The organism is Pandoraea sp. PE-S2T-3, from assembly GCF_002179965.1.
Classification (GTDB): Bacteria; Pseudomonadota; Gammaproteobacteria; order Burkholderiales; family Burkholderiaceae; genus Pandoraea.
Genome location: NZ_NGUQ01000014.1, coordinates 493,738 through 517,238, shown reverse-complemented (window position 1 = coordinate 517,238; position 23,501 = coordinate 493,738). Strand labels below are relative to the sequence as shown.

Genomic DNA, 23,501 nt, shown 5'->3' with positions numbered 1-23,501 from the left:
TCGAACAAATCTTCAGCGAGGGAGAGTGAGCGTACGGCGCTCGTAATCGAGCGACCCCATCTCGGCGAGCCGGCTGATCGTGCGCGAGAGATCGCGCCAGTCGCGCATGGCATCGAGCGCGGGAATCAACGGCGCGTCCGAGGCGATGATCAACGTGCGCTGCCGGTCGTAGCAGATATCCACCAGCCAGAGAAATCGCTGCAAGGTGTCGGGCCGTCGCAGTCGCTCGACATGCAACGCGTCGACGATCAGCGATTGCCAGTGTTCCGCCAGCGCCAGATAGTCCAGATGCGAGCGATGCGCGACGCACAAGTCGTCGAAATTCGCCCACAAGACATGCTCTCCCGAACCACGTGCCGCTAATGCGCGGCCCGCCAGCGAAACCTCCACCGCTGCGCCCGGCGGTGCGCCTTCGAGTTGGGCGTAGTGCTGCGGCAGCACGCCGTTCGCCACGTCGAGCGGCGCAATCCAGCGCGAGAGCGACGCGGGTTCGCCCCCCATCCGGTAATCGGTGGCACCGTCGAAATGCACGATGGCAAAGCGCTGAACGATGACCGCGATGGTCGCTTCGAAACGCGCGTGATATTCCGGATCGGGCAACAAGTCCTGCGGCGCGTAGTTCGACGTCAGCACCAGCTTCACGCCACGGGCGAGCGCGATATCGAGAAAGCGGCCGATCAGAAACGCGTCGGCAATGTCATGCACGTGGAATTCATCGAAGCACAGCAACGTCACGCCAGTGAGCCAGCGATGGGCGACGGCGGCAAGCCGGTCGTCGCACTTCGGTTCGCGTACAAGCTGACGATGCATGTCGCGCAGAAATTCGTGGAAGTGCACCCGGCGCTTTTCCCCGGCGGCCACACTGAATGCCGCGTCGACCACCAGACTCTTGCCGCGGCCGGGCAGGCCGTAGCAATACACGCCGTCGAAGGGGCTGGCGGGCGTGCCAAGGGCAGCGAGCGCCGCGAGGGCGTCACGCTGACGGCTATCGGGAACAACGTGGCGCTCGGCCAGCGCTTGCATTACGCGCGCGGCGTCGATCATGAGAATAAGGCTCCGCATTACAACGACCGGCCCGCCAGGGGCGGCGGGGACGGTGTCAACGAGCGCCACTATACCGGCGCGGCGCGCCGTCGGCCAATATGGAATTTGCGTGCTTGTCATCGCATTCCGGCATCGCCGGGGTGCTTCCGGCTTTGCCGCGATTGCTGCTAGAATCGCCGGCAAGGCCGTTGCTGCCTGCCGCTCGCACCCGCAACCCGGGCACGGTGAAAGCATCGCAAGTCAAATGTCTGGCATGTCCGTCCCGTTCCATTGGCGACACGCATCAGCAACGCGAGCACTGATCAACCCCGTCGCCGTAGAACGCTATCAAGGATGGCAAACATGCGAACCTATCTCGACGCCAAAATCATGGCCAAATCCCTGCGCGAGCGTCTTTCGCGCGAGGGCATCGATATCTCCCACGCGCAGGCACTTGAATCCGTCGCCGCCCAGTTCGGCTTTGCAGACTGGAACGTGCTCGCCGCGAAACTCGCCTCGGCTTCCGGCACCGACGGCATCGTCTTCGACACCGTCGCCCCGATTCACCGGATTTTCGACGAAGCGAAAGCGCGCGAATTCTACGTCGACTTTCTCGGCTTCCGGCTCGATTGGGAACACCGGTTTGCCGACGGCATGCCGCTCTACTGTCAGGTCTCGCGTGCCGGCATGACGCTGCATCTGTCGGGCCACTTCGGCGATGCCAGCCCGGGCGCCACTACGTTCGTGTTCATGCATGGCGTCACGGCTTATCAGCAAGAACTGTCCGGTAAGCGTTACCCGAACATGAACCCCGGCATCGAAGAACTCGATTGGGGCAAGCAGATGACGGTCACCGATCCGTTCAATAACCGCATTCGGTTCTGCGAGTCGAACGGCTGACCGGATCGGCACGCGACGCCGTCGTCGCTATCGTCATTCGTCGTGCACCGGGCCGTCCCAGCCGTCGAGATACTTCGGCAGGTCGTCGCGCACGTCGAATAGCCGGTGGCGATAGAACAGATGCATCGTCGGGCGCAGGGCGGCGGGCAGTTGGCCGCCGTGTGCCCGCGCGAGCAGCGCGTTGGGAACGACGCACATGTCCAGCCGGTTGGTGCCGTGCAACGTCTCGCCGCATTGCGGGCAGAAGCGTCGCGTGAGGCTGCGGGTCGGATGGGCAAAGACCTGCGTTGCACCCTCCATGTTCAACTGGTCCGGCGACCACGCCGTCGCCGCCAATACCGGTGCACCGTAAAAGTCGCGGCAGGCATGGCAATGGCAGTTGGCGCGAGCGGCAGGCTCGCCGCGCAATTGCATCGTGACGCCTCCGCATTGGCAGGTTACGGACAGGGTGTGAGTGGTTGTTGTCATCGAACGAATCCCGGGACGATCCCGTGACGTTGGCGAAGGCGCGTGAGCGCGAAGGCGTCAGGATACGGCAGTCGGCGTGTTGTGAAGCCTACCGAAAGTCGCAGGCCGCCGTCGCTGCGCCGGTATCACTCACGCCGCTCATACACGGCATGAATGGCCCTTTCGAAACTCGGGCTTTGCCCGCGCGTGCGGGCGATGCGGTAACGTACTGGCATCTCTCGTCATGGGAACGCCAGACATGTCCGATGCTTTCGATCCGGCGCGCTATTTTCAGCGCATCGGCTATACCGGTCCGCATGAAGCCACGCTCGACGTCTTTCGTCGCGTGCACGCGCTGCATCCGCTGACCATTCCGTTCGAAAATCTCGACCCGCTGCGCGAGCGGCCGGTCAGCGTCGATCTGCCTGCGGTCGTGGCCAAGCTGATCGACGGCGGACGTGGCGGTTACTGCTTCGAGCAGAACCTGATTTTTGCGAAGGCACTCCAGTACCTCGGCTTTGCCGTCACGCCGCTGATCGGCCGGGTGGTGTGGGGGCGCACGTTCGATGCCGAAGCGTCGCAAACGCATATGCTGCTGCGGGTGGATCTGAACGGCGAAGCGTGGCTGGCCGACGTGGGCTTCGGCTCGGTCACGCTCACTGCGCCGCTGCGTCTGCATTCGACCGAAGCGCAGACAACACCGCTCGAAACTTATCGATTCGCGGTGGCCGATGACGGCGAGTACCACCTGAGCGTGCAATCGGCCGACAAGTGGCTGCCGGTGTATCGCTTCGTGACGCGTCCGGCGGAGTGGGTCGATTACAAGCTGGGCAACTGGTTCACGTCGACCGAGCCGGAGTCGGTGTTTCGCAAGACTCTGATGCTGTGCCGTGCGCTGCCGCAGGGCCGGATTGCCGTGTTGAACACGCGGATGACGGAGCGTGGCATGCGTGGCGAGTTGGTCAACGAGACCGAGATCACTTCGTCGGCACAACTCGAACGACTGGTGCGAGATCGCTTCGGCCTGAACACTACCGATATCGATTTTGACGATCTGTTCCGACGTGCCCAAGCCGGTGCGGCGCTAGCCGCTGGTTGATTTGCCCGAAGCACCAACGAAAAGGCCGCGCCCTAACGGGACGCGGCCTTTGTCTTGTCGACGATCGCGGCAGCGATCAATCCGTCATTAATCGGCGATGACAGTGCCCGGCCACATGCGCACGGCCAGTGCCCCGAGGGCAGCGAGCGTCGCGAGCGATGCCACGCCCGTCCAGCCCCACAGCGACAACGCTTGCGCACCGAGTGCGGCCCCGACCGACATGCCGATGAACACGCCCACGAACAGCACGGCGTTCAGGCGGCTGCGGGCGGGCGGCTCGATGCCGTAGACGATGGTCTGATGCGAGACCAGCGCCACCTGCACCCCCAGATCGAAGCCGATGGCGGCCAGCCCGATCAGCCACAACTGGGCATGGGCGCTGAGCAACGGGGCAAAAAGCATCGCCGCAAACGACACGGCCACCAGCGCAGCACCGAGACGCGTGACCACCTGCGGCCCCTTGCGATCGGCAATGCGTCCGGCGAGCGGTGCACCCAGTGCACCTGCCGCACCGGCCAGACCAAACGCACCGGCGGCTGCCGCACCCAGATGGAAGGGGGCTTCGTGAAGCATGACCGCCAGCGTCGACCAGAAGGCGCTGAAGGCGACCGAGAGCAGCCCCTGCGCGAGCGCCGCACGGCGCAGTGCCGGGTGCTTGCGCCACAGGCCGATCACCGAGCCGAGCAATTGGCGATAGGTCATCTGCGTGGTCGGATGGAACGACGGCAGACCGCGCCAAGCCACTACGCCGAAGCCCGCCACGCTGATGGCGGCGACGACATACATCGCCCGCCAGCCGAAGTTCTGCGCGACGAATCCCGAAATCACCCGCGAGAGCAGAATGCCCAGCAGCAAGCCGGTCATGACCGTGCCAACCACGCGTCCGCGAATCGATTCGGGGGCGAGTGCGGCGGCGGCCGGCACGATGTCCTGCGCCATGGTGGCCGTCAGCCCGATGGCGAGGCTCGCAAACAGCAGCGTGCCGATGCCCGGTGCCACGGCGGCGAGCAGCAGTGCCAGCGACAGGGCCGCACCCTTGATCAGCACGATGCGGCGGCGGTCGAACCGGTCGCCGAGCGGTACTAACAACAAGATGCCGAGCGCGTAGCCGAGTTGCGTCAGGGTCGGCACCCAGCCAACGGTCGTGTTGGCCGCGTGAATGTCGTCGGTCATGATGCCCAGCATCGGCTGGGCGTAATACAGCGAGGCCACCGTCAGGCCAGCGCCGGCGGCAAGTAGCAGAATCAGTCGCGCCGACAGTTCCGGCTGAGGCCGGGTGTCGGACGGACTGGCATTGGAAAGCTGGGCGGAACTCATGCGATTGCTCCAGTGAGGAAACAGTACGGGGCGTAGTTTCCCCTTTGGTGCGGTGCAACGGTAGACCTATAATCCGTAGAACCTTTATACGTGCGACGTATGACCAAAGCCCCGGAATCGCCTGATTCACCTAACCTCCCGACGGAAAAACCGCCAATCATTGCCCCGGGCGTCCCAGCCCTCAAGGCCAGCGGGGCCGACCGCGTCGAGCTGATGCAGACCTTCGTGCGCATTGTCGAAGCGGGCAGCCTGTCGGCGGCAGCGGCGCTGCTGGGCACCACGCAGCCCACGGTCAGCCGTCGTCTGCAAATGCTGGAGCGCTCGCTGGGGCTGCGGCTGCTGCAACGCTCCACCCATCAGATGAAACTCACTGAAGACGGGGAACGTTGCTTCGCTCGAGCAAAAGAGCTGGTGGAAAGCTGGGAGGCGTTCGAAGCCGATTTGCGCGGCACCGGTGAAGAGCCGGAGGGGACGTTGCGCGTGCTGGCGCCGCACGCGTTTGGGCAAGAGTTGCTGGTCGGCCCGCTGGTGAGTTTTCTCGAGCGTTATGCGGGCATCAAGGTGCACTGGTTCTTGCAGGATCGAGAACCCGATTTCATTGCAGAGGGCATCGACTGCGCCATTCACGTGGGCGAGTTGCGCGACCCGTCAAACGTGGCGATCACGTTGACCGACGTGCCGCGCATCGTGGTGGCTTCGCCCGAGTTGCTGCAAGACCGGCGCTTGCCCACGCATCCGCACGAACTGGCGCAGATGCCGTGGCTGGCGCTGACGACGTTCTATCGCAATGACATCACGCTCACGCACAAGGACACCCGAGAAAGCGCGCGAGTGACATTCGAACCGCGCATGAGTACCGACAGCCTGTACGTCTTGCGCAGTGCCACATTGCGCGGGCTGGGCGTTGGCGTGAGTTCGGCGTGGGTGATGGCCGAAGACGTTGCGCAGGGGCGCCTGATTCAACTCATCCCGGACTGGCGCTCGACGGCGTTGCCGATGTACATCATCTATCCCTACGCGAAGCATTACCCGGCGCGCTTGCTGCGCTTTGTCGAAGCGATGCGCGCTGCGGTGCCGTCGGTGATCGACAGCGAGCAGCGCAAGATTCGCGATCTGTAACCTCACGCCTGCACGAGTTTCCCGGCTTTGCCCTGCAACAGCGCTTCGTTGCGCTGGGCGGCGTCGCGCAGGTAGTCCCATAGCGTGGTGATGCGCTTGAGCGTGCGCAACTCTTCATGGCAATAAATCCAGAAGCTGCGCGTGACAACGACTTCATCGACTAGCAACGGCACGAGCCGCGGGTCTTGTGCGGCCATGAAGCAGGGCAGAATCGCCAGGGCTTCGCCCTGCAACGCGGCTTGATATTGCGCGATCACACTCGTGCTGCGCATCACGACGTCGCAGCCCGGCACGACATCTTCCAGATAGCGCAACTCGTTACTGAACGACAACTCGTCGACATAGCTGACGAAACGGCGGCCGCTCAGGTCGGCAAATGTTTCCACGCCGCCATACTGCGCGAGATAACCGGGCGTCGCGTACAACTGCAACCGGTAGTCGCATAGCTTGCTGCACACATACGGCCCACGCTGTGGCCGCTCGATGGTGATGGCGATGTCGGCTTCGCGCTTCGACAGACTCACGAAGCGCGGCACCGGCAATACGTCTAGCTGAATGGCGGGGTACTCGCGCTGAAAGTGCGAGAGCACGGGCGTAACGAAATACGTGCCGAAGGCCTCCGTCGAGCCGATGCGCACGTGGCCGGAGAGCGTCTGCCCCAAGCCGGCCACCTGCTCGCAGGCCGACTGCAACGTGGTTTCCATCTGCTCGGCATGCACGAGCAACTGCTGGCCCTCGTGCGTGAGCGCAAAGCCCGCATTGCGCGACTTGTCGAACAGCAACGTGCCGAGCGATTGCTCCAACGCCCGGACGCGGCGCGAGACCGTCGTGTGATCGACGCCCAGCCGCAACGCTGCCGCACTCACGCGCTGCGTGCGCGCGACTTCCAGAAAGTATCGAAGGTCGTCCCAGTCGGGGCGCGGTTCTGCTCCGGTGACCGGGGCGGGGGATGCGTGCTTGCGGGTCGCCATGGGTGCCGTCTCCTATGTGCATTTATGCACAAAGTAGATGCAGCTATGTGCTATGTAAAGCAAATTCGCACAAATACAATTCATGAGCGCTGCGCATAGACGACAGCGACGCACGATAAAAACCAGGAGACAAAGCGATGAAGATCAAGCCGTGGCTGCTCGCGCTGGGACTGGGCGCGGGCTTTGGGATGACGTCGGTTGGCAGCATGGCGCAATTGCCGGACCGTCCGGTGAAGGTGGGGGTGCTCACCGACATGTCGGGCACGTATTCGGCAATGGGCGGCGCGGGCTCGGTGGTGGCCGCGCAAATGGCGATCGACGATTGTCTGGCCGCCGAATGTAAGGGCATGAAAATCGATCTGGTCTCGGCCGACAACCAGAACAAGGCGGACGTGGCCGCCAACAAGGCCCGCGAATGGTTCGATCGCGACAACGTCGACGCAGTGGCCGACCTGACCAATTCCGCCGCGGCGCTCGCCGTGCAGAAGATCGCCATGGACAAGCAGCGCATCGCGCTGTTCTCCGGTCCCGCGACTACACGCCTCACCAACGAAGACTGTTCGCCCACGGGCTTCCACTGGATGTTCGACACTTACTCGCAGTCGGCCGCAACGGCGCGCGCGATGGTCAAGAACGGGGGCAAGACGTGGTACTTCATCACCGTCGATTACGCGTTCGGGCACTCGCTCGAGAAGGATGCTGCCGATAACGTGAAGGCGCTCGGCGGTACGGTGGTGGGCCAATCGCGCCACCCGCTTAACGCGTCGGATTACGCCTCGTTCCTGTTGTCGGCGCAAAGCTCGAAAGCCGAAGTGGTCGCGCTCGCCAACGGCGGGCAGGACACCGTCAATGCGCTCAAGCAGGCGCGCGAATTCGGCATCGTGCAACGCGGGCAGAAGCTGGCGGCGCTGCTGGTGTTCCTCTCCGACGTGCACGCGCTCGGCCTGAATACCGCACAGGGCCTGATGTTCACGGATGGCTTCTACTGGGACTTCGACGATGCCTCGCGCACGTGGTCGGCTCGCTTCCAGAAAAAGTACAAGGACCTGAAGCCGACGATGGTGCAGGCCGGCGTGTATTCGAGCGTGCTGCATTACCTGCGCGCCGTGGCCGCGACGAAGAGCGTGGATGCCAAGGTGGTTGCGCAAAAGATGCGTGAAATGCCGATTCGCGATCCGATCATGCATAACGCCTCGATTCGCCCCGATGGCCGCGTGATTCATGACATGTACTTGTTCCGCGTGAAGTCGCCTGCCGAGTCGAAGGGCCCGTGGGACTACTACTCCACGGTCGCGACGGTGCCCGCCACCGAAGCGTTCCAGCCGCTGTCGAAGTCGACCTGCTCGCTCGTGAAGACGACCGCCGCGGCGCGATAAATGAATGGCCTGCCGGGCAACGGCCTCGCGCCGATTGCCTATCTTTGAGTTACCGGCGGCGCTGTGTGGTGTGGATGTTGTTCAACATCGCCACGCAGGCCGCCATTCCTGAACTTTGCATTCGTTTCGATCTGGAGAGCGTGTCATGTCCCTGCCTACTATTCCGCTGCTCATCGATGGCAAGCGCGTTGAGTCGAAGACGTCGCAATGGCGCGACGTCGTGAACCCTGCCACGCAGGAAGTGATTGCACGCGTGCCGTTTGCTACCCCGGAAGAACTCAATGCCGCGGTCGCGTCGTCGAAGGCGGCTTACAAGACGTGGCGTGCCACGTCGCAGGCGTCGCGCATGCGCGTGATGCTGCGCTTTCAACAACTGCTGCGCGATCACACGGGCGAACTCGCCGAACTGATCACGCGCGAGCATGGCAAGACGTTGCCGGATGCCGAAGGCGAAATCGGCCGTGGTCTGGAAGTGGTCGAGCACGCGTGTTCGATTGCCTCGCTGCAACTGGGCGAATACGCGCAGAACGCCGCGGGCGGCGTGGATGTGTACACGCTGATCGAACCGCTGGGGGTGTGCGCCGGTATCACGGCGTTCAACTTCCCGGTGATGCTGCCGTGTTTCATGTTCCCGCTGGCCGTTGCCACCGGCAACACGTTTGTGCTCAAGCCGTCGGAACAAGACCCGAGCGCTTCGCTGCGTCTGGCCGAACTGGCGCTCGAAGCCGGTCTGCCCCCGGGCGTGCTGAACGTCGTGCATGGCGGCCCGGACACCGCCAATGCGATCTGCGATCACCCGGACATCAAGGCGGTCTCGTTCATCGGTTCGACGCATGTCGGCACGCATATCTACCGTCGCGCGTCGGAAGCCGGCAAGCGTTGTCAGGCGATGATGGGCGCGAAGAATCATTGCGTGATCCTGCCGGATGCCGATCGCGAACAAGCGATCAATCACCTGCTGGGCGCGGCATTCGGTGCGGCCGGTCAGCGTTGCATGGCCACGTCGGTGGCCGTACTCGTGGGCGAGGCCCGTGAATGGGTGCCTGAACTGGTCGAACGCGCCCGCGCGCTCAAGGTCGGTCCGGGCACCGATCGCAAGGCCGATCTCGGTCCGGTGGTCTCGAAGCAGGCGCGTGCCCGTATCGAGAAGTTGATCGGTGCCGGCGTGGAAGAGGGCGCGAAGCTGCTGCTCGACGGCCGCGGACACGTTGTGAAGGAAGCGCCGGAAGGCAACTTCGTCGGCCCGACCATCTTCGACGGCGTGAGCGCCGAGATGTCGATCTATCGCGACGAAATCTTCGGGCCGGTGCTGTGCATGACCGGTGTCGATACGCTCGACGAGGCGATCGCCTTCGTCAACGCCAACCCGAACGGCAACGGCGTGGCACTGTTCACGCAGGATGGTGGCGCGGCGCGTCAGTTCCAGAACGAGATCGACGTCGGTCAGGTCGGTATCAATCTGCCGATTCCGGTGCCGGTGGCGTGGTTCAGCTTCACGGGCTCACGCGGTTCGAAACTGGGCGATCTGGGACCGAACGGCAAGCAGGCGATTCTGTTCTGGACGCAGACCAAGACCGTGACGGCTCGCTGGCAAGCGCGCGGCACCGGCCCCTCCGGTGTGAACACGACGATCACGCTGAAGTAATACCGACGGCTAATTTTCGGGAGACATGACGATGGCTACGGAAACGACCTCTCAGCCCACATGGCGCGTCGCGTTCATCGGGCTGGGCAATATGGGCGGCCCGATGGCCGCGAATCTGGTCAAGGCGGGTCACGCGGTGCGCGGCTTCGACCTGTCGGGGGCGGCCGTCGACCGGCTCGCTGCCGGAGGCGGTCAGGCGGCCAAGTCGATTGCCGACGCCGTGCGCGACGCACAGGTGGTGATCACGATGTTGCCGGCCAGCGAGCATGTGCTTGCCGCCTACGACGGTCCGGAGGGCGTGCTGGCCAATGCGCCGGCCGATGCGGTGCTGATCGACAGCAGCACGGTGCCGCCGGAAATTCCGCGTCAGTTGGCGAAGCTCGCGCGTGCCGGTACCGCCTTGCTCGATGCGCCGGTGTCGGGTGGTACGGCGGGGGCGGCAGCAGGCACGTTGACGTTCATGGTCGGAGGCGATGCTGCCCTCGTCGAACGCATGCGGCCGTTGCTGGCCAACATGGGCCGTGCCATTCATCATGGCGGTGCGCTCGGTGCCGGTCAGACGCTCAAGCTGTGCAACAACATGCTGCTCGGCATTCTGATGGCGGGCACGAGTGAAGCGTTGCGGCTCGGTATTGCCAACGGACTCGACCCGAAGGTGCTGTCGGCGGTGATGCAGCAAAGCTCGGGGCGTAACTGGACGTTGGAGGTCTACAACCCGTGTCCGGGCGTGATGGAGAACGCGGCGTCGTCGCGCGGCTACACCGGCGGGTTTGCGACCGACCTGATGGCGAAGGACCTGCGCCTTGCGCACGGGGCCGCAGCGAGCAGCGATGTCGCGACGCCGCTGGGCGATCTGGCGAGACGCATCTTTGAAGTGCATCGCGCCAATGGTCACGGTGCGCTCGACTTCTCCAGCATCTTTCAAGACCCGGTGACGCTCGCGCAGGCACTCGACGTGAAGTAACGACGGCCGTGCGTTATCAAGATAAAACGCCCGACGGCTTGGCAGCCATCGGGCGTTTTGTCATACGAGCGTTCGACCGGTAAAGCGGGGCGCTTCCCGCAGATCAGCCGGCAATCATGTGATGCAGTTGATCGAGTTCCTGATTGAGCGCGCGCTGCTCGTCACCCGACAAGCCGCCACCGTGCTGGGCCGCCATATCGCGCGCTTCCTGCGCGATGGCATCGAGCCGGCGATGCAGCTCGTAGCCGCGCGGCGGCGGGTAATAGCCTTGGTTCACGTGGTTGTCGATGTCGCGCGATTCGTTGCCGATGCGCCGGTCGATCTGCTCGCGACGTTGCACGGCCACGGTATGCGGGTCTTGCTCGACCACGACGCGCGCGGCAGGCGCGGGGCGAGGGGGCTCGACGACGCAGCCAGACAGCGTGCCAACCACGCCGGCGAGGCCGGCGACCAGTGCGAGAGCGGCCAAGCCGCGAGACTTACCCTGAGTGCGATGTGGATTCATGATCGTTATTGAGCACTTGTACACGCCAAGACGGCGCAGTTGCATTCTCGCGAGAGGCGCACGCGGCGGGTAGCGATGTTGCATTCGGTTGCAACCATTTCAGCCGCGGCAATGTGACGCAGGTGCCGGGGCGGCACCGTTCTGGCGCGGCAGCGTTGGCGGACATGCCCGCCGGACGGTCGCCACCGGCTGGGTAGAAATTGCCGGAAATCGTTGCCGGACGCGGGGCAGGGGCGTATGATGCCCGCGAATTGGCTCCCCCCACAGCCTGTCCTGAGCGCTTGCGAGCGCCATTTGCCGCCATGATCGTCCGTCCCAATCTGCATTGGCTGCGCATGCTTTTCGTCGTGCGCGGCTCGATCGTGCCCAAGATCGCCACGCAGCTCATCTTCACCACGATCATTTCGATTGTCGTCACCGTGGCGCACGGCCGTGTGTTCGAGTGGAAGATTCCGCTCACGTTTGTGCCGTTCTCGCTCATCGGTATCACGCTCGCGATCTTTCTCGGTTTTCGTAACACCACGAGCTATGCCCGCTATTGGGAAGCCCGCGTGCTGTGGGGCAGTGTGCTCAATGAGACGCGTGCACTTGCCCGCCAGTCGATGACGCTGGTCTCGGACACCTCGGATTCGCCGCGTTTCGTGGCCTACCTGATCGCCTTCGTGCACGGCATGCGCCACCAGTTGCGCGGCACGGACCCGCGGGCGGACTTCGAGCGCCTGCTCAGCCCGGAAGACGTGAAGTGCCTGATGCGCAAGCAATTCAAGCCGATCACCATTCTGCTGATGGCGGGCGAGTGGTTGCGTGAGCGCCGGCTGAAGGGCCAGATCGACGCGCCGCTTGCGCAGGTCATGGAGATGCACCTCGACCGGCTTGGTGAAGCCATCGGCGGCTGCGAGCGTATTGCCTCGACACCGATCCCGTTCACGTACGGCGTGATCCTGCACCGCGTGACGTATCTCTACAGCGTGCTGCTGCCGTTCGGTCTGGTCGACTCGATCGGGCTCATGACGCCGGTTATCGTGGCATTCATCTCGTACACGTTCTTCGCCCTCGAAGCGGTGAGCGCCGAGATCGAAGAGCCGTTCGGGCTCGAACCCAACGACCTCGCGCTCGACGCGATGTCCGACACCACCGAGCAATCGCTGCGCGAGATCCTGCACCGCCAGCACACCGCGAAGCTGCGCGAGCGCGGCGATCACCACATCATCACCTGAGCATCACCTGAGACGGTTTTCCGCCTTCGCAAGCCTTTGATACTAAAGTGCTTGCTTTACTATTTTGCGCGACTATACTCAAGCACATGCTTGACCATGACAACACTCTCGATCTGACGTTTCAGGCGCTGGCCGACACTTCCCGCCGCGCCATGCTCGTGCGCCTGGCGCAGGGGCCCGCGTCGGTGAGTGCGTTGGCGCAGCCGCTGGCGATGTCGCTACAGGCGGTCATGCAGCACCTTGCCGTGCTTGAGGGCGCGGGACTGGTGCGAACGGAAAAGGCCGGCCGTGTGCGTACGTGCCGGATCGAACCTCAGGCGCTGAGTCTTGCAGAGCGATGGATCAACCAGCGCCGACATGAGTGGGAGGGCCATCTCGACCGGTTGGGCGAGTATCTGGCCAGCCTGCCGCCCGAAGGAGAGATTCATGAGGACAGCAAGTGATGGCGTGGCGCCCCTGCCACCGATGACGATCGGCCGCACCTACGCGGCCGCGAGCGATGCCGTGTTCCGGGCCTGGACGACGACGGAAGCGGTCAAACGCTGGTTTTGTCCGACGGGCTATACCGTTCCAGAAGCGCAGGTCGATGCGCGTGTGGGCGGTATTTTCGAACTACGGATGCAGTCGCCCGAAGGCGAGTCGCACTGGATTCGCGGGCGTTTCACCGAAATCGACGCGCCGGTGCGGCTGGTGATCGAGATGGACGTGACGGATGCCACCGGGCATGTCTTGTTCCGTGCCCACACGACGGCGGGTTTCGCCAATGTCTCCGAGGGCACGCGGCTTGAAGTCGAGCAACGCTATACGGTGGTCGATCCGGCGTTTGCATGGATGCCCGCCGGTGCCAGCCAAGGCTGGGCGCAGACGCTCGACAAACTCGCCCGCGAAGTCACCCGCTTCGATGTGGACGCGCCTTCGCATCGTTCGGTCGTGCACGCGACATTCCGTATCGAACGGCAATATGCCGCGACGCCGGCGCGCGTCTTCCGGGCACTGACCGAGCGCGAAGCCAAGGACCGGTGGTTCACCGGCGGCGCGGGCTTCACGCAGCTTGAGCGCTCGATGGATGTGCGCCCCGGTGGCCGTGAGCACTCGAAAGGGCGCTGGGCCGGTGGCATGGTCTCGACGTTCGATGCGCAGTATTTCGACGTCGTGACCGATACGCGTCTGGTCTACGCCTATGAAATGCACCTCGACACGCGCAAGATCTCGGCGTCGCTCGCCACCATCGAACTGCGCGCGCATGACGGCGGCACACAACTCGTCATGACGGAGCAAGGCGCGTTTCTCGACGGCTACGACGACGCCGGTTCGCGCGAGCGGGGCACACATTTCTTGCTCGACGCCCTCGGCGCATCGCTGGCCAACTGAGACGCTCGCGCCCCGAGATCGTTACGGGGCGCGGTTTCTCAGGGTTTGCACCAATGTCGGGCATGCGATTCTCATCGAAACACGCAATAGTTCGTGGACAAATATCGCGTTTTTCATTGCATTTGCGAGTTCTAGACTTCCTTCCATCGACGGCGCTTTAACAAAACAAAGCCGTCGCAACTGACAGGAGTTTTCAAACATGAACCGCAAGAACATCGCAATCGCCCTTATCGCCGCCGCCGCTTCGTTCGGAGCCGCCTCCAGCTACGCTGTTGAAAACGGTAACAACTACCCTGACGTCGCTTCGCAAGGTGCGCCGCTGACCCGCGCTGCCGTGCTGGCCGATCTGGCCCAAGCCCGCGCCAACGGTCTGATCCCCCAAGGCGACGCCGACTATCCGGTGTATGTCGCTTCGGGTGAGGCCAAGAGCCGCGCTGAAGTGAAGAACGAACTGGCCCAAGCCCGTGCCGAAGGCCTGATGGCAGAAAACGACGTGGATTACCCGATTGTCGTGTCGCAAGGCCCGAGCGTCTCGCGTGCCGACGTCAAGCAAGAACTCGCCCGCGCCCGCGCTGCCGGCGAACTGAATGTGAGCGAAGGCAGCTGATCTGCCAGTATCGCCCGCAGCATCAAGTGAAAAGCCGTCCCATTGGGGACGGCTTTTTTCATTGGGGCTTGGCGAAGCGCCGACGGCCTCAGGCTTTCATGAAGCGCAGCGCCAGACGCGCCAGTTTCGGCACGAAGGTCGGGCGCAGCAGGCGCTTGTCGTAGCCGTCCATGCGGCGCGCGTCTTCCTCCAGACACAGCGCGATCAGGTCGCGCGGTTTCAGCGATTCACCGATCTCGGCCGTGCTGGTCGCGGGGAAGTTGGCATCGCGCGCCACGCCGTCGGTGTCGATGCCGCGTGCGATCGCCATGCGGTCCCAGATCAACGTGACCCACACGGCGACGACACGCGCGTAAAACCATGGGCGTTTCCAGAACGGCAGGTTGCGGCGATGCCACGCCACCCAGTTCGCGAAGAACAGGATGTGGCGTGCCTCCTCCTGAATCACCGGTTCGAACGTTTCCACGAGAGCCTCGGGGAAATAGCCCGAACGCTGGGCCGATCGGAACAGCCCGAACGCGACGAAGCTGTCGATGCACTCGCTGAAGCCGGTTTTCATCCATGCCCATTCGGGATCGTCGGGCGGCGGATACGGAGGCTCTGGAGCCAACTCGATGCCGTAGGCTTCCACCAGCTTGGACAACACCACCTTGTGACGCGCTTCTTCCTCGCCATCCATGACGAGGGCTTCGCGTAATAACGGATCTTGAATGGTCGCCGCGTAGGTGGCCACGCGAATGGACGCGCGGCCCTCGGTCTGCACGGCGATGTCCCAGATGGGCAGCGCGGTCAGCCGTTTGAGGGCGTCGGGAGGAAGCGCCGGCCAGTCGATGACGGCGGGCTTGTAGGGGTTGTGAGACGCCAGCAGCATGCGGCAAAACATCTGCTTGTGGGAGTCCGAACCAATTGCCACCGGGCCATCGACCTCGTATTGCCAATGGCGCATGACGTGGTCTGCCTCGGCCTCAGCGACGGCTATCGTTTGCGCGTCGGACGTCTGTTCGGGATATCGCATGAGGTATCGGTCAGGTCTGCATTCGCAAAAATCATACCATCAAGCATGACGCACGCGCCGTGCAGAATTGTCTGTTCGCGGCGGGCGAATGCGAGACGAAATCCCGGCGTAAGTGAGACGCCCACCCGTCAAAAGTGCGTTTGAAATATGCTGTAATTGTTTCGTTTGACGCAACGCGCGTTATCGCTCGGCAGCGTTTATCCTGAGTCAAGGGCTCACTAGACTGGTGAGCCCGCTGTCGCTGTTTTTCAGCTTCTTTGCATTGGACTCATCATGACGTTGACCCTTGAGCAACTTTTTCCGCAGCATCGTCCCGAAGGTGAAGCCGTGGCCACGGCTCTGGACAGTCACGCCGTTGTGCAGGCGCTGTCGCTGGCGTGCGCCGAGCACCCGCTCGTCTTGCTGCGCATGATGTACCCGGCCACGGATGCCACCACGCACCGCAGCCGCGACGAACTCGCCGAAGTGCTTCACCGCCACGGCTTGCATCAGGTCGCCGGCCTGATCGAAGAAGAGTCGCCGTATCTGATGTTCACGTCGGTCGCGCACGCCTTCCTCACGCTCGTGGAAATTCGCCGCTATTCGGCCGCGATTGCCGTGCATCTCTACTATCGCGGGTTGGCCGGCACCGATGCCGAAGAACGCCTGCGCACCGACGCCAAAGTGCCGGCCGACGGGCATTTCAAGCCGTTCGATTAAGCCACAATGAAGCCGCCCGGTTCAGTGGTTCGACAAGCGGCTTTATGCGCTGGATAGTGAGATAGCGGACGCAGCGCGCAGACTTGCACTGCGCGCCGTGTTGCGCTGTGTCGATTATTGCCCAGCGCTTTTCTCTTGCGCTTCCGGCGGCGTGGGTGTCATGTCCGGCGCTTTGTCGCCGTCCCAGCCGAACGTGACCTGCCGCTGCGCCTTGCGCTGTTCGCGCTCGCGCGTCATCTGCTCCTCGAACTGACGGCGGCCTTCCTTGGACTTCGCAATCATCTTGTTGCGGTCCTGGTAGAACGGATACATCTCGTCGGTCAGTTTGATGTTGCCGCGCCGGAACGCCATGGTCGCTTCGCGCGCTTCGGCGGCCGGCCAGCCGAGTTCTTCCAGCACCGAACGTGCGCTGCGAAGCGACGACTCGAACACTTCCCGCTCGATGTGCTTCACGCCCCGGTCGCGCAACTGGAACAGATGCCCCACGTTGCGCGCCCGCGCGATGATCGGCACCTCTGGAAAATGCTCACGCAGCAGATCCACGATCTCCAGTGACTGATCGACATCGTCGACGGCGACCACTACCGCACGCGCATTGGCGACACCGGCGATGCGCAGCAGGTCGAGCCGCGTGGCATCGCCGTAGAACACGCGAAAACCAATCTGCCGCAGGCTCTCGATGGTGTCCGGATCATGATCGAGCACCGTCACCGACACGCCTTGCGGTATCAACGCCCGCCCGACGATCTGGCCGTAGCGGCCAAACCCGCAGATCACCACACTCGCCGTCTGCGGCTCGGCAATCTCTTCCATGCGCGGCGAACCCTTGAGGCTGTAGCGCGGCAGCAGCCACTTGTCGATGGCGACCAGCAGCAGGGGCGAGATCAGCATCGAGAGCGCGACGGCACCAATCAAAAATGACGACACGGCAGGCGGCAAGACTTGCGGGCCTGCTGACTGGAACACCACGAAAGCGAATTCACCGCCCTGTGCCAGCAGCAGCGTGAAGATCGGCCGCTCCTGATACGGCAGCTTCATCAGGCGCGACAACCCGTAGATCGCGAGCCCCTTCACCGCCATGAAGCCGACGACCACTGCCAGCATGCGCAGCGGCTGCGCAAACAACACGCCGAAATCGATGCTCATGCCCACGGCGATGAAGAACAACCCGAGCAGCAATCCCTTGAACGGCTCGATGTCGGTTTCGAGTTCGCGGCGGTATTCGCTTTCTGCCAGCAGCACCCCGGCGAGGAACGCGCCCAATGCCATCGACAAACCGACCCACTGCATCAACGCGGCAATGGCGACGACGAGCAGCAGCGCAGCAGCCGTGAAGATTTCCGGGGTCTTGCTGTTGGCAATCCAGCGCAGCAGCGGCCGCAACGCCAGCCGGCCACCGAGAATGATGGCGGCGATCACGCCGACGATTTTCAGGGCTTCGAGCGCACGCTGGGTGCCGGTCAGCGCGTGGCTGTCGATCGAGTTGGCGAGCAACGGCAGCAGCGCAAGAATCGGGATGGCGGCGACGTCCTGAAACAGCAGGATCGAGAAACCGGCTTGTCCGCTGGGGGTGCCGAGCAGGTTGCGCTCGGCCATCACCTGCAAGGCAATTGCCGTGGACGACAGCGCCAGTCCGAGCGCCGCGACGAGTGCAATGCGCCACGGCGCACCGAGTGCGAAGCCGGCGCAGAACAGCAGTACCGCGCAGCCGATGACCTGCGCGGAGCCCCAGCCGAAGATCGGCCGCCGCAAATTCCACAGACGGCGCGGCTCCAGTTCCAAGCCGACGAGAAACAACATGAGCACCACACCGAACTCGGCAAAGTGCAGCACGTCTTCCACACGCGAGACGAGTCCCAACCCCCACGGGCCGATGGCGATGCCGGCAGCGAGATAACCGATGATCGCGCCGAGCCCTAACGCCCGTGAGAGCGGCACCACGATGACGGCTGCCGCGAGATAGATCAGGCTGGCGAGCAGCCACGACGGGACGTGTTCCATCAGAGGGCCCTCCCGGAACGTGCGTCGGTGTCAGTGTCGGGGGCGGCGTCAGCGGTGGCCGGTGCGCTCAGCGCAGGCGGCGAAACGTCCGGCGGGCAGCGCGGACGGTCGCTGTCGGGGATGTCGCTGCACTCGGGGGCGGCGTCCATCGAGATCAGCTCCGGCCATTGCGGATAGGTCGCCAGACGACCAGCGAATTCGCTCACGTGCGCGTCAAGCGCGGCGTCGCCGCTGCGGCGCGCGCCGTAAAACACCTGTGGCGGCAGGAAGCGCATGCCGCACAGACGTGCCGTCTGCTCATAGGCCGGCAGAAAGTCGGCAAAGTCGTGCTGGTTGTAGCCTTGCTCGCTGTAGCTCGCCTGCGGGCCGCCCGTGCTCGGCACCAGCCAGAGATCCTTTCCGGCGAGCGCGTGGCCGTCGTGTCCATACGCCCAGCCCCACGTGAGCACCTCGTCGAACCACAGTTTTTGCAACGGCGGCATGCTGTACCAGTAGATCGGATGCACGAGCACGATCAGGTCGGCACGCGCCACGCGCTGCTGCTCGGCAGCCACGTCGATGCTGAAGTCGGGATAGGTCGAATACAGGTCGTTGACGTCGACGCCGGTGATGCTGCGCGCGGCGTCGAGCAGGCGGCGGTTCACGCGTGAGTCGCGCCACCGCGGATGCGCCACGATGACGTAGATGGCGCGTCCGGACGTGTCGTCGGCCGCCGTGGTGAGGGCTGGGAGGGAAGCGGGTTCGGTCATGCGAGCGAGAATACCGCATTCGCATGACGGCGGATCGCATCGATGTTAAAGACTGTGGTGGCAGCAGCCGTTAAGTGTGGATATGCTTCACTGAGCTTTCGATGGGTCCGTTCCGCCCGGTCCGATACCCGGCGCCGACGGGGGTTGAAGTCACATAACAAGAATTTTTGCGCGGGGGCCGCTTGGCGGTCGATACCTGCGCTACACCGACATGTCGCCGCAAGCCTTTCGCAATACCGTCAACATGATCTATCACGGCCGCAACGTCGCTCTGGCGTTGCTGCTGGTCGCACTCCTCTACAACCAGACCTTCTGGGTGTTCGTGAGTGCTGTCGCGGCAGCGCTGTGTACCGGCGCGCTGCGCGAGGCCGACCGCATGCCCGAAGACGAGGACGTGCCGCCGCGCCCGCTTGTCATTCAGGTGCTGCGTATCTCCGTGCCGCTACTGCTCACGATGTTCGCCATCGGCTATGGCGTGGTGTGGTTCAACCGTAATTTCGGCTGACGGCGCTGCGGCGTCACAACACCATGGCGCGCATGGCCCGGCCGGTTGCCTCATCGGCCGGATAGAACGCTTCGAGCGCCAGTTCGGCGAGCGTGACATCCACCGGCGTGCCGAACACCGTCGTCGTGCTGAAGAACGACAGCAGGCCGTCGTCGGTGCGCAACTGCATCGGCACGAAAATGCTTGCCGATGCCGGTACCGCAGGCGGCGGCTCGCGCGATGCCACCGGATACGCCTTCAACTCCTCATACAGCTCGCCCAGCGTGGCATCGCCGCTCGCATGAATCTGCTGACGCAGACGATGCAGCAGATGCGCGCGCCATTCGGGCAGATTCGCGATGCGCGGTGCCAGCCCGTCCGGATGCAGCGACAGGCGCAGCACGTTGACCGCGCCGCTCAATAGCGACGGGTCCACGCCAGCGAGCAGCGGCATGACGGCGCGGTTTGCCGCCAGCAATGTCCAGTGGCGATCGACGGCCAGTGCCGGGTAAGGCTCGTGGCCATCGAGCACGCGCTGCACGGCTTCGCGGGCGACGGCCATGTCGGGCGCATCGAACGCGCGTGCTTCGAAGCGTGGCGCAAAGCCGGCGGCGACCAGCATCGCATTGCGCTCGCGTAACGGGATGTCGAGCGCCTGCGCAAGATGCAGCAGCATCTCGCGGCTCGGTTGCGCGCGGCCCGTCTCGACAAAGCTCAGATGGCGCGTCGAAATCTCCGCTTCCAGCGCAAGATCGAGTTGGCTCATGCGCCGGCGCTGACGCCAGTCGCGCAACAGGGTTCCGATAGCAGGTGTCGTCATGAAACGGATGATAGCGGCTGGGTAATGCACCGCCATTACCTCGCAGGTAATCGACGGCGTGTCGTCGGCTCACGAAGATGTCAGTCAGCGAGACCCGATGTCTCGTCGTCCTGATCACCCGTCGCGACGTTGTCGTCGGCGCACGGTGCGGATCGGTCCAACTTCGCTGGAGGTCGCCATGATGTCATCCCGTCAAACGTCGTTTCTGTCTTCGGCTCAAACGTCGGTTCAATCGGTATTTCTTGTCCGCGTGCTGCTCGCCGACGCACTCGTGAGTGGCGCCGTGGGGCTGTTGCAGGTGCTGGCGGCTGCACCGCTGGCCGCACTGCTGGATCTGCCTGCCGAAGGGCTGCGCGTGACCGGGCTGGTGCTGCTCATCTATGGGGCGGCGCTGGTCTGGCTGGTGCGCCGCACGACCCTGCCGGCCAGCGCCGTATGGACGGTGATCGCCATCAACGCGATCTGGGCGCTCGACTGTGCCGTGTTGCTGGCGTCGGACTGGATTGCGCCAAACGCGCTGGGCGTGGTGTTCATCGCCGTGCAGATCGTGACCGTGCTGGTGTTTGCCGAACTGACGTTCATCGGGTTGCGCCGCCGTCGGGCGGCGCAGGCCTGACGGTTATTTCACGAACTGGATGTCGTTCGGTGCCTGCGGCGGCAGCTTGATCGCCAGCACCTTGAATTCGCCGCTGGTGTTTTGCGACCCGGCGTGCACGGTGCCACGCGGAATGATGATGAGATCACCCGGGTGCACGTCGCGCTGCTGGTCGCCCAGCCAGAACGTGCCGCTGCCGGCGATTACGTACTGAATCTCATCGGCGTCCTGATGCGTGTGGCGCGGCACGTTGCCGCTTTGCACGGCGACGGTGCCGTTGGTTGTGGCCACGAGCGTGCGCGAGCGTAGCGTGCCGACGTTGGGCACGAGCTTGCCGATCTGCTCGTCGGTCATGGCGCCGACGTCGATGATTTGCGGGGTGAGGGCGGTGGCCTGTGCCACGGCGCTGGGCATCAGGTGCGACGAAAGAAAGCCGGCGGCGAAGGCGGCAGGTACGGCAGCAAGCAGGACGTAGCGACGCATGTTCTTGTTCCTTTTGTGGGTGCTTTGTGAGCCTTTGTGAGCGGCAAGCAACGGAATTCACGAGCGAGCGACTTGCAGAACCGCCATGAAGGCGGGCGGCCCCCGCCGCACGATCAAGCGTGCAGCAAGGGCCTGTGCCGGACTATACGCGCTCCAGCGAGAGGGCGGGATGCGGAATTGTCGGTAGATGCGCAGGGGGCAGCGGCGGCCCCGATGACAGGAACCACCACTTGATACTGCCGATGACGTTCGATTATTGCGGCGGTTGCGCAGGCACGTCGCCGTGCTTGTGCAGCAGCGCATTGCGGCGCGCGTAGGTGAAGTAGATCACCATGCCGATGGCGAGCCACACGACAAACGCGATCCAGGTTGCGGCTTGCAGGTGGGCCATCAGAAACAGACAAAGGCCTGCCGAGATCAGCGGCACCACCGGCGCACCGGGCACTCGGAACGCGCGCGGCAGGTCAGGTCGGGTGCGGCGCAGCACGAGCACGGCGACCGACACCAGCGCGAACGCCGACAGCGTGCCGATATTGATCAGCTCGGCGAGCACGCCCAGCGGCACGAACCCGGCGATGACGGCGAACACCACGCCGATGATCCACGTGCCCGCAAACGGCGTCTTGTGTGTCGGGTGGATGCGCGAGAGCATCGGCGGCAGCAGGCCGTCGCGCGACATCGCGTAAGTGATGCGGGTCTGACCGTAGGTCATCACCAGAATCACGGTCGTCATGCCGAGAATCGCGCCCAGATCGACGAAGCCCGCGACCCAGTTCTGCCCCGCATATTGCAGCGCCAGCGACACCGGGTGATCCACGCCCGCGAACTGCGCGAACGGCACGATGCCGGTCATGATGGCGGCGACCGCCACATACAGCAGCGTGCATACGATCAGCGAGCCGATGATGCCGATCGGCAGGTCGCGCCCCGGGTTACGCACTTCTTCGGCGGCGGAGGTCACCGCGTCGAAGCCGATGAACGCGAAGAACACGAGTGCCGCAGCGTTGAACATGCCGCTGGTGCCGAACGGCATGAACGGCGTCCAGTTGGCCGGCTTCACGTGCCATACGCCCACGGCGATGAAGAGCAACACCACGCCGATCTTGATCGCGACCATCAGGTTGTTGATCCGCGCCGACTCGCGCACGCCGTACGACAGCACCCACGTGACCAGCAGCATGATGACGACGGCGGGCAGGTTGATGAAGGTGGTCACGCCCGGCACGCTGCCCGGTGCCGCCGTGATGACGGCGGGCAGGTGCAGGCCGAAGCCGGCTGCGAGCGACTGGAAGTAACCCGACCAGCCGACCGACACGGCCGATGAGGCCAGACCGTATTCGAGCATCAGATCCCAGCCGATGATCCACGCGACGATTTCGCCGAGCGTTGCATAGCTATACGTATAGATCGAGCCGGAGACGGGAATCGTGGACGCGAACTCGGCGTAGCACAGCGCGGCAAAGCCGCAAGCCGTGGCCGCGATCATGAACGAGACGGTGAGGGCCGGGCCGGCGGTGAGCGCGCCCGTGCCGGTGAGAACGAAAATGCCGGTGCCGATGATGGCGCCGATACCCATCAGGACCAGATCGATGGGGCCGAGCACCTTGCGGAGACTGCCGGTGCGGCTTGCCGCCAGCATGTTCTCGATGTTTTTGGTTCGAAAAAGACTCATGACCTGCAAAAGGTTCCTGCAACGTATGTCTCTGACGCGCGCGTGACGCGCGCCATGGAGAAATCCCGCGGGCAACAATGTCCCGCGACCTGGCTGCAAGGGCACCCTGGGCTTGTGGCCGCTCGTTCCCATGCCTGACGGATTGGCCGCAGGGAGAGCAAGCGCCGCTCATGCCTGATCGCTGTCGGGTGCGTGGCTGCCCATCAGGCATCGGCCACGGATGACGAGGGCCGCTCACGGTAAGCACGGGTGGTGCATACCGGACGCGGCATGGCGATAGGCAACCGCGACGTGCAAAGGCACGCCGGGGCGGGACGAACACGATCGAGACTTACGGAGGATCTTGCCGGACTGCCGTGAACGTCGCGCGGTGAGGCTGCGACGGCACGTCTGAGAGATCTGCTAAGTGGTCTGCAATGTGA

24 protein-coding genes are annotated in these 23,501 nt (G+C 63.9%); 13 read left to right on the top strand and 11 right to left on the bottom strand.

Annotated features, from left to right (window positions below; all coding sequences use genetic code 11):
- Nucleotides 1-12: 12 nt before the first annotated feature.
- Nucleotides 13-1,044, bottom strand: coding sequence for a cell division protein ZapE (zapE, locus tag CDV46_RS12075; RefSeq protein WP_087722668.1), 1,032 nt, complete (start codon nt 1,042-1,044; stop codon nt 13-15).
- Between the two features lie 342 nt (nt 1,045-1,386).
- Between zapE and CDV46_RS12070 the strand changes: the two genes are divergently transcribed.
- A complete protein-coding gene (locus CDV46_RS12070) occupies nt 1,387-1,923 on the top strand; it encodes a glyoxalase superfamily protein (protein ID WP_087722790.1) in 537 nt (178 codons plus the stop codon).
- Between the two features lie 33 nt (nt 1,924-1,956).
- Here CDV46_RS12070 and CDV46_RS12065 read toward each other — a convergent pair whose 3' ends face one another.
- Nucleotides 1,957-2,391, bottom strand: a complete 435-nt coding sequence (locus CDV46_RS12065; protein WP_087722666.1) for a GFA family protein — start codon at nt 2,389-2,391, stop codon at nt 1,957-1,959.
- A gap of 238 nt (nt 2,392-2,629) precedes the next feature.
- Between CDV46_RS12065 and CDV46_RS12060 the strand changes: the two genes are divergently transcribed.
- On the top strand, nt 2,630-3,469 hold the full coding sequence (locus tag CDV46_RS12060; protein ID WP_087722664.1) for an arylamine N-acetyltransferase family protein: 840 nt from the start codon (nt 2,630-2,632) through the stop codon (nt 3,467-3,469).
- An 87-nt stretch (nt 3,470-3,556) separates the two neighbouring features.
- Here CDV46_RS12060 and CDV46_RS12055 read toward each other — a convergent pair whose 3' ends face one another.
- Entirely contained in the window at nt 3,557-4,786 is a 1,230-nt protein-coding gene (locus tag CDV46_RS12055; protein WP_058376013.1) for an MFS transporter, read from the bottom strand.
- A 99-nt stretch (nt 4,787-4,885) separates the two neighbouring features.
- Between CDV46_RS12055 and CDV46_RS12050 the strand changes: the two genes are divergently transcribed.
- Entirely contained in the window at nt 4,886-5,905 is a 1,020-nt protein-coding gene (locus CDV46_RS12050) for a LysR family transcriptional regulator (protein ID WP_441339326.1), read from the top strand.
- A gap of 2 nt (nt 5,906-5,907) precedes the next feature.
- On the opposite strand, the gene CDV46_RS12045 is transcribed toward CDV46_RS12050, so the two are convergent.
- Nucleotides 5,908-6,876, bottom strand: a complete 969-nt coding sequence (locus CDV46_RS12045) for a LysR family transcriptional regulator (protein WP_087686512.1) — start codon at nt 6,874-6,876, stop codon at nt 5,908-5,910.
- Nucleotides 6,877-7,064: 188 nt separating this feature from the next.
- On the opposite strand from CDV46_RS12045, the gene CDV46_RS12040 reads away from it, so the two are divergent.
- The 3 genes from CDV46_RS12040 to mmsB all read left to right on the top strand — a co-directional run bounded on the left by CDV46_RS12040 (nt 7,065) and on the right by mmsB (nt 10,861).
- A complete protein-coding gene (locus CDV46_RS12040; RefSeq protein WP_087722788.1) occupies nt 7,065-8,252 on the top strand; it encodes an ABC transporter substrate-binding protein in 1,188 nt (395 codons plus the stop codon).
- Between the two features lie 145 nt (nt 8,253-8,397).
- Nucleotides 8,398-9,897: a CoA-acylating methylmalonate-semialdehyde dehydrogenase gene (locus CDV46_RS12035; RefSeq protein ID WP_087686513.1), complete on the top strand. Its 1,500-nt coding sequence runs from the start codon at nt 8,398-8,400 to the stop codon at nt 9,895-9,897.
- Nucleotides 9,898-9,928: 31 nt separating this feature from the next.
- Nucleotides 9,929-10,861, top strand: coding sequence for a 3-hydroxyisobutyrate dehydrogenase (mmsB, locus tag CDV46_RS12030; RefSeq protein ID WP_087722660.1), 933 nt, complete (start codon nt 9,929-9,931; stop codon nt 10,859-10,861).
- A gap of 103 nt (nt 10,862-10,964) precedes the next feature.
- Here mmsB and CDV46_RS12025 read toward each other — a convergent pair whose 3' ends face one another.
- The gene (locus CDV46_RS12025) at nt 10,965-11,366 is read right to left on the bottom strand and encodes a hypothetical protein (RefSeq protein WP_058379893.1); all 402 of its coding nucleotides are present in this window, start codon (nt 11,364-11,366) and stop codon (nt 10,965-10,967) included.
- A 302-nt stretch (nt 11,367-11,668) separates the two neighbouring features.
- Here CDV46_RS12025 and CDV46_RS12020 point away from each other — a divergent pair, with 302 nt between their 5' ends.
- The 4 genes from CDV46_RS12020 (at nt 11,669) to CDV46_RS12005 (ending at nt 14,561) form a co-directional block, all read left to right on the top strand.
- Nucleotides 11,669-12,583, top strand: a complete 915-nt coding sequence (locus CDV46_RS12020) for a bestrophin family protein (RefSeq protein WP_058376009.1) — start codon at nt 11,669-11,671, stop codon at nt 12,581-12,583.
- A gap of 86 nt (nt 12,584-12,669) precedes the next feature.
- Complete coding sequence (locus tag CDV46_RS12015; RefSeq protein WP_087686515.1) at nt 12,670-13,026, top strand: ArsR/SmtB family transcription factor; 357 nt, start codon at nt 12,670-12,672, stop codon at nt 13,024-13,026.
- On the top strand, nt 13,010-13,954 hold the full coding sequence (locus CDV46_RS12010; protein ID WP_087686516.1) for an SRPBCC family protein: 945 nt from the start codon (nt 13,010-13,012) through the stop codon (nt 13,952-13,954). Before CDV46_RS12015 ends, CDV46_RS12010 begins: the two co-directional genes overlap by 17 nt.
- A 199-nt stretch (nt 13,955-14,153) precedes the next feature.
- A complete protein-coding gene (locus CDV46_RS12005) occupies nt 14,154-14,561 on the top strand; it encodes a DUF4148 domain-containing protein (protein WP_087686517.1) in 408 nt (135 codons plus the stop codon).
- An 88-nt stretch (nt 14,562-14,649) separates the two neighbouring features.
- Here the strand turns inward: CDV46_RS12005 and CDV46_RS12000 are convergent, their stop codons facing one another.
- On the bottom strand, nt 14,650-15,507 hold the full coding sequence (locus CDV46_RS12000; protein ID WP_176399067.1) for a ferritin-like domain-containing protein: 858 nt from the start codon (nt 15,505-15,507) through the stop codon (nt 14,650-14,652).
- A 342-nt stretch (nt 15,508-15,849) separates the two neighbouring features.
- Here CDV46_RS12000 and CDV46_RS11995 point away from each other — a divergent pair, with 342 nt between their 5' ends.
- Nucleotides 15,850-16,275 carry a hypothetical protein gene (locus tag CDV46_RS11995; RefSeq protein WP_058376004.1) on the top strand — a complete coding sequence of 142 codons (426 nt, stop codon included), beginning with the start codon at nt 15,850-15,852 and terminating at the stop codon, nt 16,273-16,275.
- A gap of 114 nt (nt 16,276-16,389) precedes the next feature.
- On the opposite strand, the gene kefC is transcribed toward CDV46_RS11995, so the two are convergent.
- The gene (gene kefC, locus CDV46_RS11990; RefSeq protein ID WP_087722655.1) at nt 16,390-18,276 is read right to left on the bottom strand and encodes a glutathione-regulated potassium-efflux system protein KefC; all 1,887 of its coding nucleotides are present in this window, start codon (nt 18,274-18,276) and stop codon (nt 16,390-16,392) included.
- A complete protein-coding gene (gene kefF / locus CDV46_RS11985) occupies nt 18,276-19,025 on the bottom strand; it encodes a glutathione-regulated potassium-efflux system oxidoreductase KefF (RefSeq protein ID WP_087686520.1) in 750 nt (249 codons plus the stop codon). The genes kefC and kefF overlap by 1 nt, the downstream gene beginning before the upstream one ends.
- 211 nt (nt 19,026-19,236) lie before the next feature.
- On the opposite strand from kefF, the gene CDV46_RS11980 reads away from it, so the two are divergent.
- Nucleotides 19,237-19,530, top strand: a complete 294-nt coding sequence (locus tag CDV46_RS11980) for a hypothetical protein (RefSeq protein ID WP_058376002.1) — start codon at nt 19,237-19,239, stop codon at nt 19,528-19,530.
- Nucleotides 19,531-19,543: 13 nt separating this feature from the next.
- On the opposite strand, the gene CDV46_RS11975 is transcribed toward CDV46_RS11980, so the two are convergent.
- A complete protein-coding gene (locus CDV46_RS11975) occupies nt 19,544-20,329 on the bottom strand; it encodes a helix-turn-helix domain-containing protein (protein ID WP_087686542.1) in 786 nt (261 codons plus the stop codon).
- A gap of 178 nt (nt 20,330-20,507) precedes the next feature.
- Between CDV46_RS11975 and CDV46_RS11970 the strand changes: the two genes are divergently transcribed.
- Nucleotides 20,508-20,945 carry a hypothetical protein gene (locus tag CDV46_RS11970; RefSeq protein WP_217896732.1) on the top strand — a complete coding sequence of 146 codons (438 nt, stop codon included), beginning with the start codon at nt 20,508-20,510 and terminating at the stop codon, nt 20,943-20,945.
- Nucleotides 20,946-20,948: 3 nt separating this feature from the next.
- Here CDV46_RS11970 and CDV46_RS11965 read toward each other — a convergent pair whose 3' ends face one another.
- Both CDV46_RS11965 and CDV46_RS11960 read right to left on the bottom strand, forming a co-directional pair.
- Nucleotides 20,949-21,407: a cupin domain-containing protein gene (locus CDV46_RS11965; RefSeq protein ID WP_058376001.1), complete on the bottom strand. Its 459-nt coding sequence runs from the start codon at nt 21,405-21,407 to the stop codon at nt 20,949-20,951.
- 253 nt (nt 21,408-21,660) lie between these two features.
- The gene (locus CDV46_RS11960) at nt 21,661-23,079 is read right to left on the bottom strand and encodes an amino acid permease (protein WP_087722653.1); all 1,419 of its coding nucleotides are present in this window, start codon (nt 23,077-23,079) and stop codon (nt 21,661-21,663) included.
- Between the last annotated feature and the right edge of the window lie 422 nt (nt 23,080-23,501).

Coding starts and splice junctions, on each gene's coding strand:
- zapE (WP_087722668.1), bottom strand. CDS start 1,044: ATGATCGACGCCGCGCGCGTAATGCAAGCGCTGGCCGAGCGCCACGTT.
- CDV46_RS12070 (WP_087722790.1), top strand. CDS start 1,387: ATGCGAACCTATCTCGACGCCAAAATCATGGCCAAATCCCTGCGCGAG.
- CDV46_RS12065 (WP_087722666.1), bottom strand. CDS start 2,391: ATGACAACAACCACTCACACCCTGTCCGTAACCTGCCAATGCGGAGGC.
- CDV46_RS12060 (WP_087722664.1), top strand. CDS start 2,630: ATGTCCGATGCTTTCGATCCGGCGCGCTATTTTCAGCGCATCGGCTAT.
- CDV46_RS12055 (WP_058376013.1), bottom strand. CDS start 4,786: ATGAGTTCCGCCCAGCTTTCCAATGCCAGTCCGTCCGACACCCGGCCT.
- CDV46_RS12050 (WP_441339326.1), top strand. CDS start 4,886: ATGACCAAAGCCCCGGAATCGCCTGATTCACCTAACCTCCCGACGGAA.
- CDV46_RS12045 (WP_087686512.1), bottom strand. CDS start 6,876: ATGGCGACCCGCAAGCACGCATCCCCCGCCCCGGTCACCGGAGCAGAA.
- CDV46_RS12040 (WP_087722788.1), top strand. CDS start 7,065: ATGACGTCGGTTGGCAGCATGGCGCAATTGCCGGACCGTCCGGTGAAG.
- CDV46_RS12035 (WP_087686513.1), top strand. CDS start 8,398: ATGTCCCTGCCTACTATTCCGCTGCTCATCGATGGCAAGCGCGTTGAG.
- mmsB (WP_087722660.1), top strand. CDS start 9,929: ATGGCTACGGAAACGACCTCTCAGCCCACATGGCGCGTCGCGTTCATC.
- CDV46_RS12025 (WP_058379893.1), bottom strand. CDS start 11,366: ATGAATCCACATCGCACTCAGGGTAAGTCTCGCGGCTTGGCCGCTCTC.
- CDV46_RS12020 (WP_058376009.1), top strand. CDS start 11,669: ATGATCGTCCGTCCCAATCTGCATTGGCTGCGCATGCTTTTCGTCGTG.
- CDV46_RS12015 (WP_087686515.1), top strand. CDS start 12,670: ATGCTTGACCATGACAACACTCTCGATCTGACGTTTCAGGCGCTGGCC.
- CDV46_RS12010 (WP_087686516.1), top strand. CDS start 13,010: ATGAGGACAGCAAGTGATGGCGTGGCGCCCCTGCCACCGATGACGATC.
- CDV46_RS12005 (WP_087686517.1), top strand. CDS start 14,154: ATGAACCGCAAGAACATCGCAATCGCCCTTATCGCCGCCGCCGCTTCG.
- CDV46_RS12000 (WP_176399067.1), bottom strand. CDS start 15,507: ATGCGCCATTGGCAATACGAGGTCGATGGCCCGGTGGCAATTGGTTCG.
- CDV46_RS11995 (WP_058376004.1), top strand. CDS start 15,850: ATGACGTTGACCCTTGAGCAACTTTTTCCGCAGCATCGTCCCGAAGGT.
- kefC (WP_087722655.1), bottom strand. CDS start 18,276: ATGGAACACGTCCCGTCGTGGCTGCTCGCCAGCCTGATCTATCTCGCG.
- kefF (WP_087686520.1), bottom strand. CDS start 19,025: ATGACCGAACCCGCTTCCCTCCCAGCCCTCACCACGGCGGCCGACGAC.
- CDV46_RS11980 (WP_058376002.1), top strand. CDS start 19,237: ATGTCGCCGCAAGCCTTTCGCAATACCGTCAACATGATCTATCACGGC.
- CDV46_RS11975 (WP_087686542.1), bottom strand. CDS start 20,329: ATGACGACACCTGCTATCGGAACCCTGTTGCGCGACTGGCGTCAGCGC.
- CDV46_RS11970 (WP_217896732.1), top strand. CDS start 20,508: ATGATGTCATCCCGTCAAACGTCGTTTCTGTCTTCGGCTCAAACGTCG.
- CDV46_RS11965 (WP_058376001.1), bottom strand. CDS start 21,407: ATGCGTCGCTACGTCCTGCTTGCTGCCGTACCTGCCGCCTTCGCCGCC.
- CDV46_RS11960 (WP_087722653.1), bottom strand. CDS start 23,079: ATGAGTCTTTTTCGAACCAAAAACATCGAGAACATGCTGGCGGCAAGC.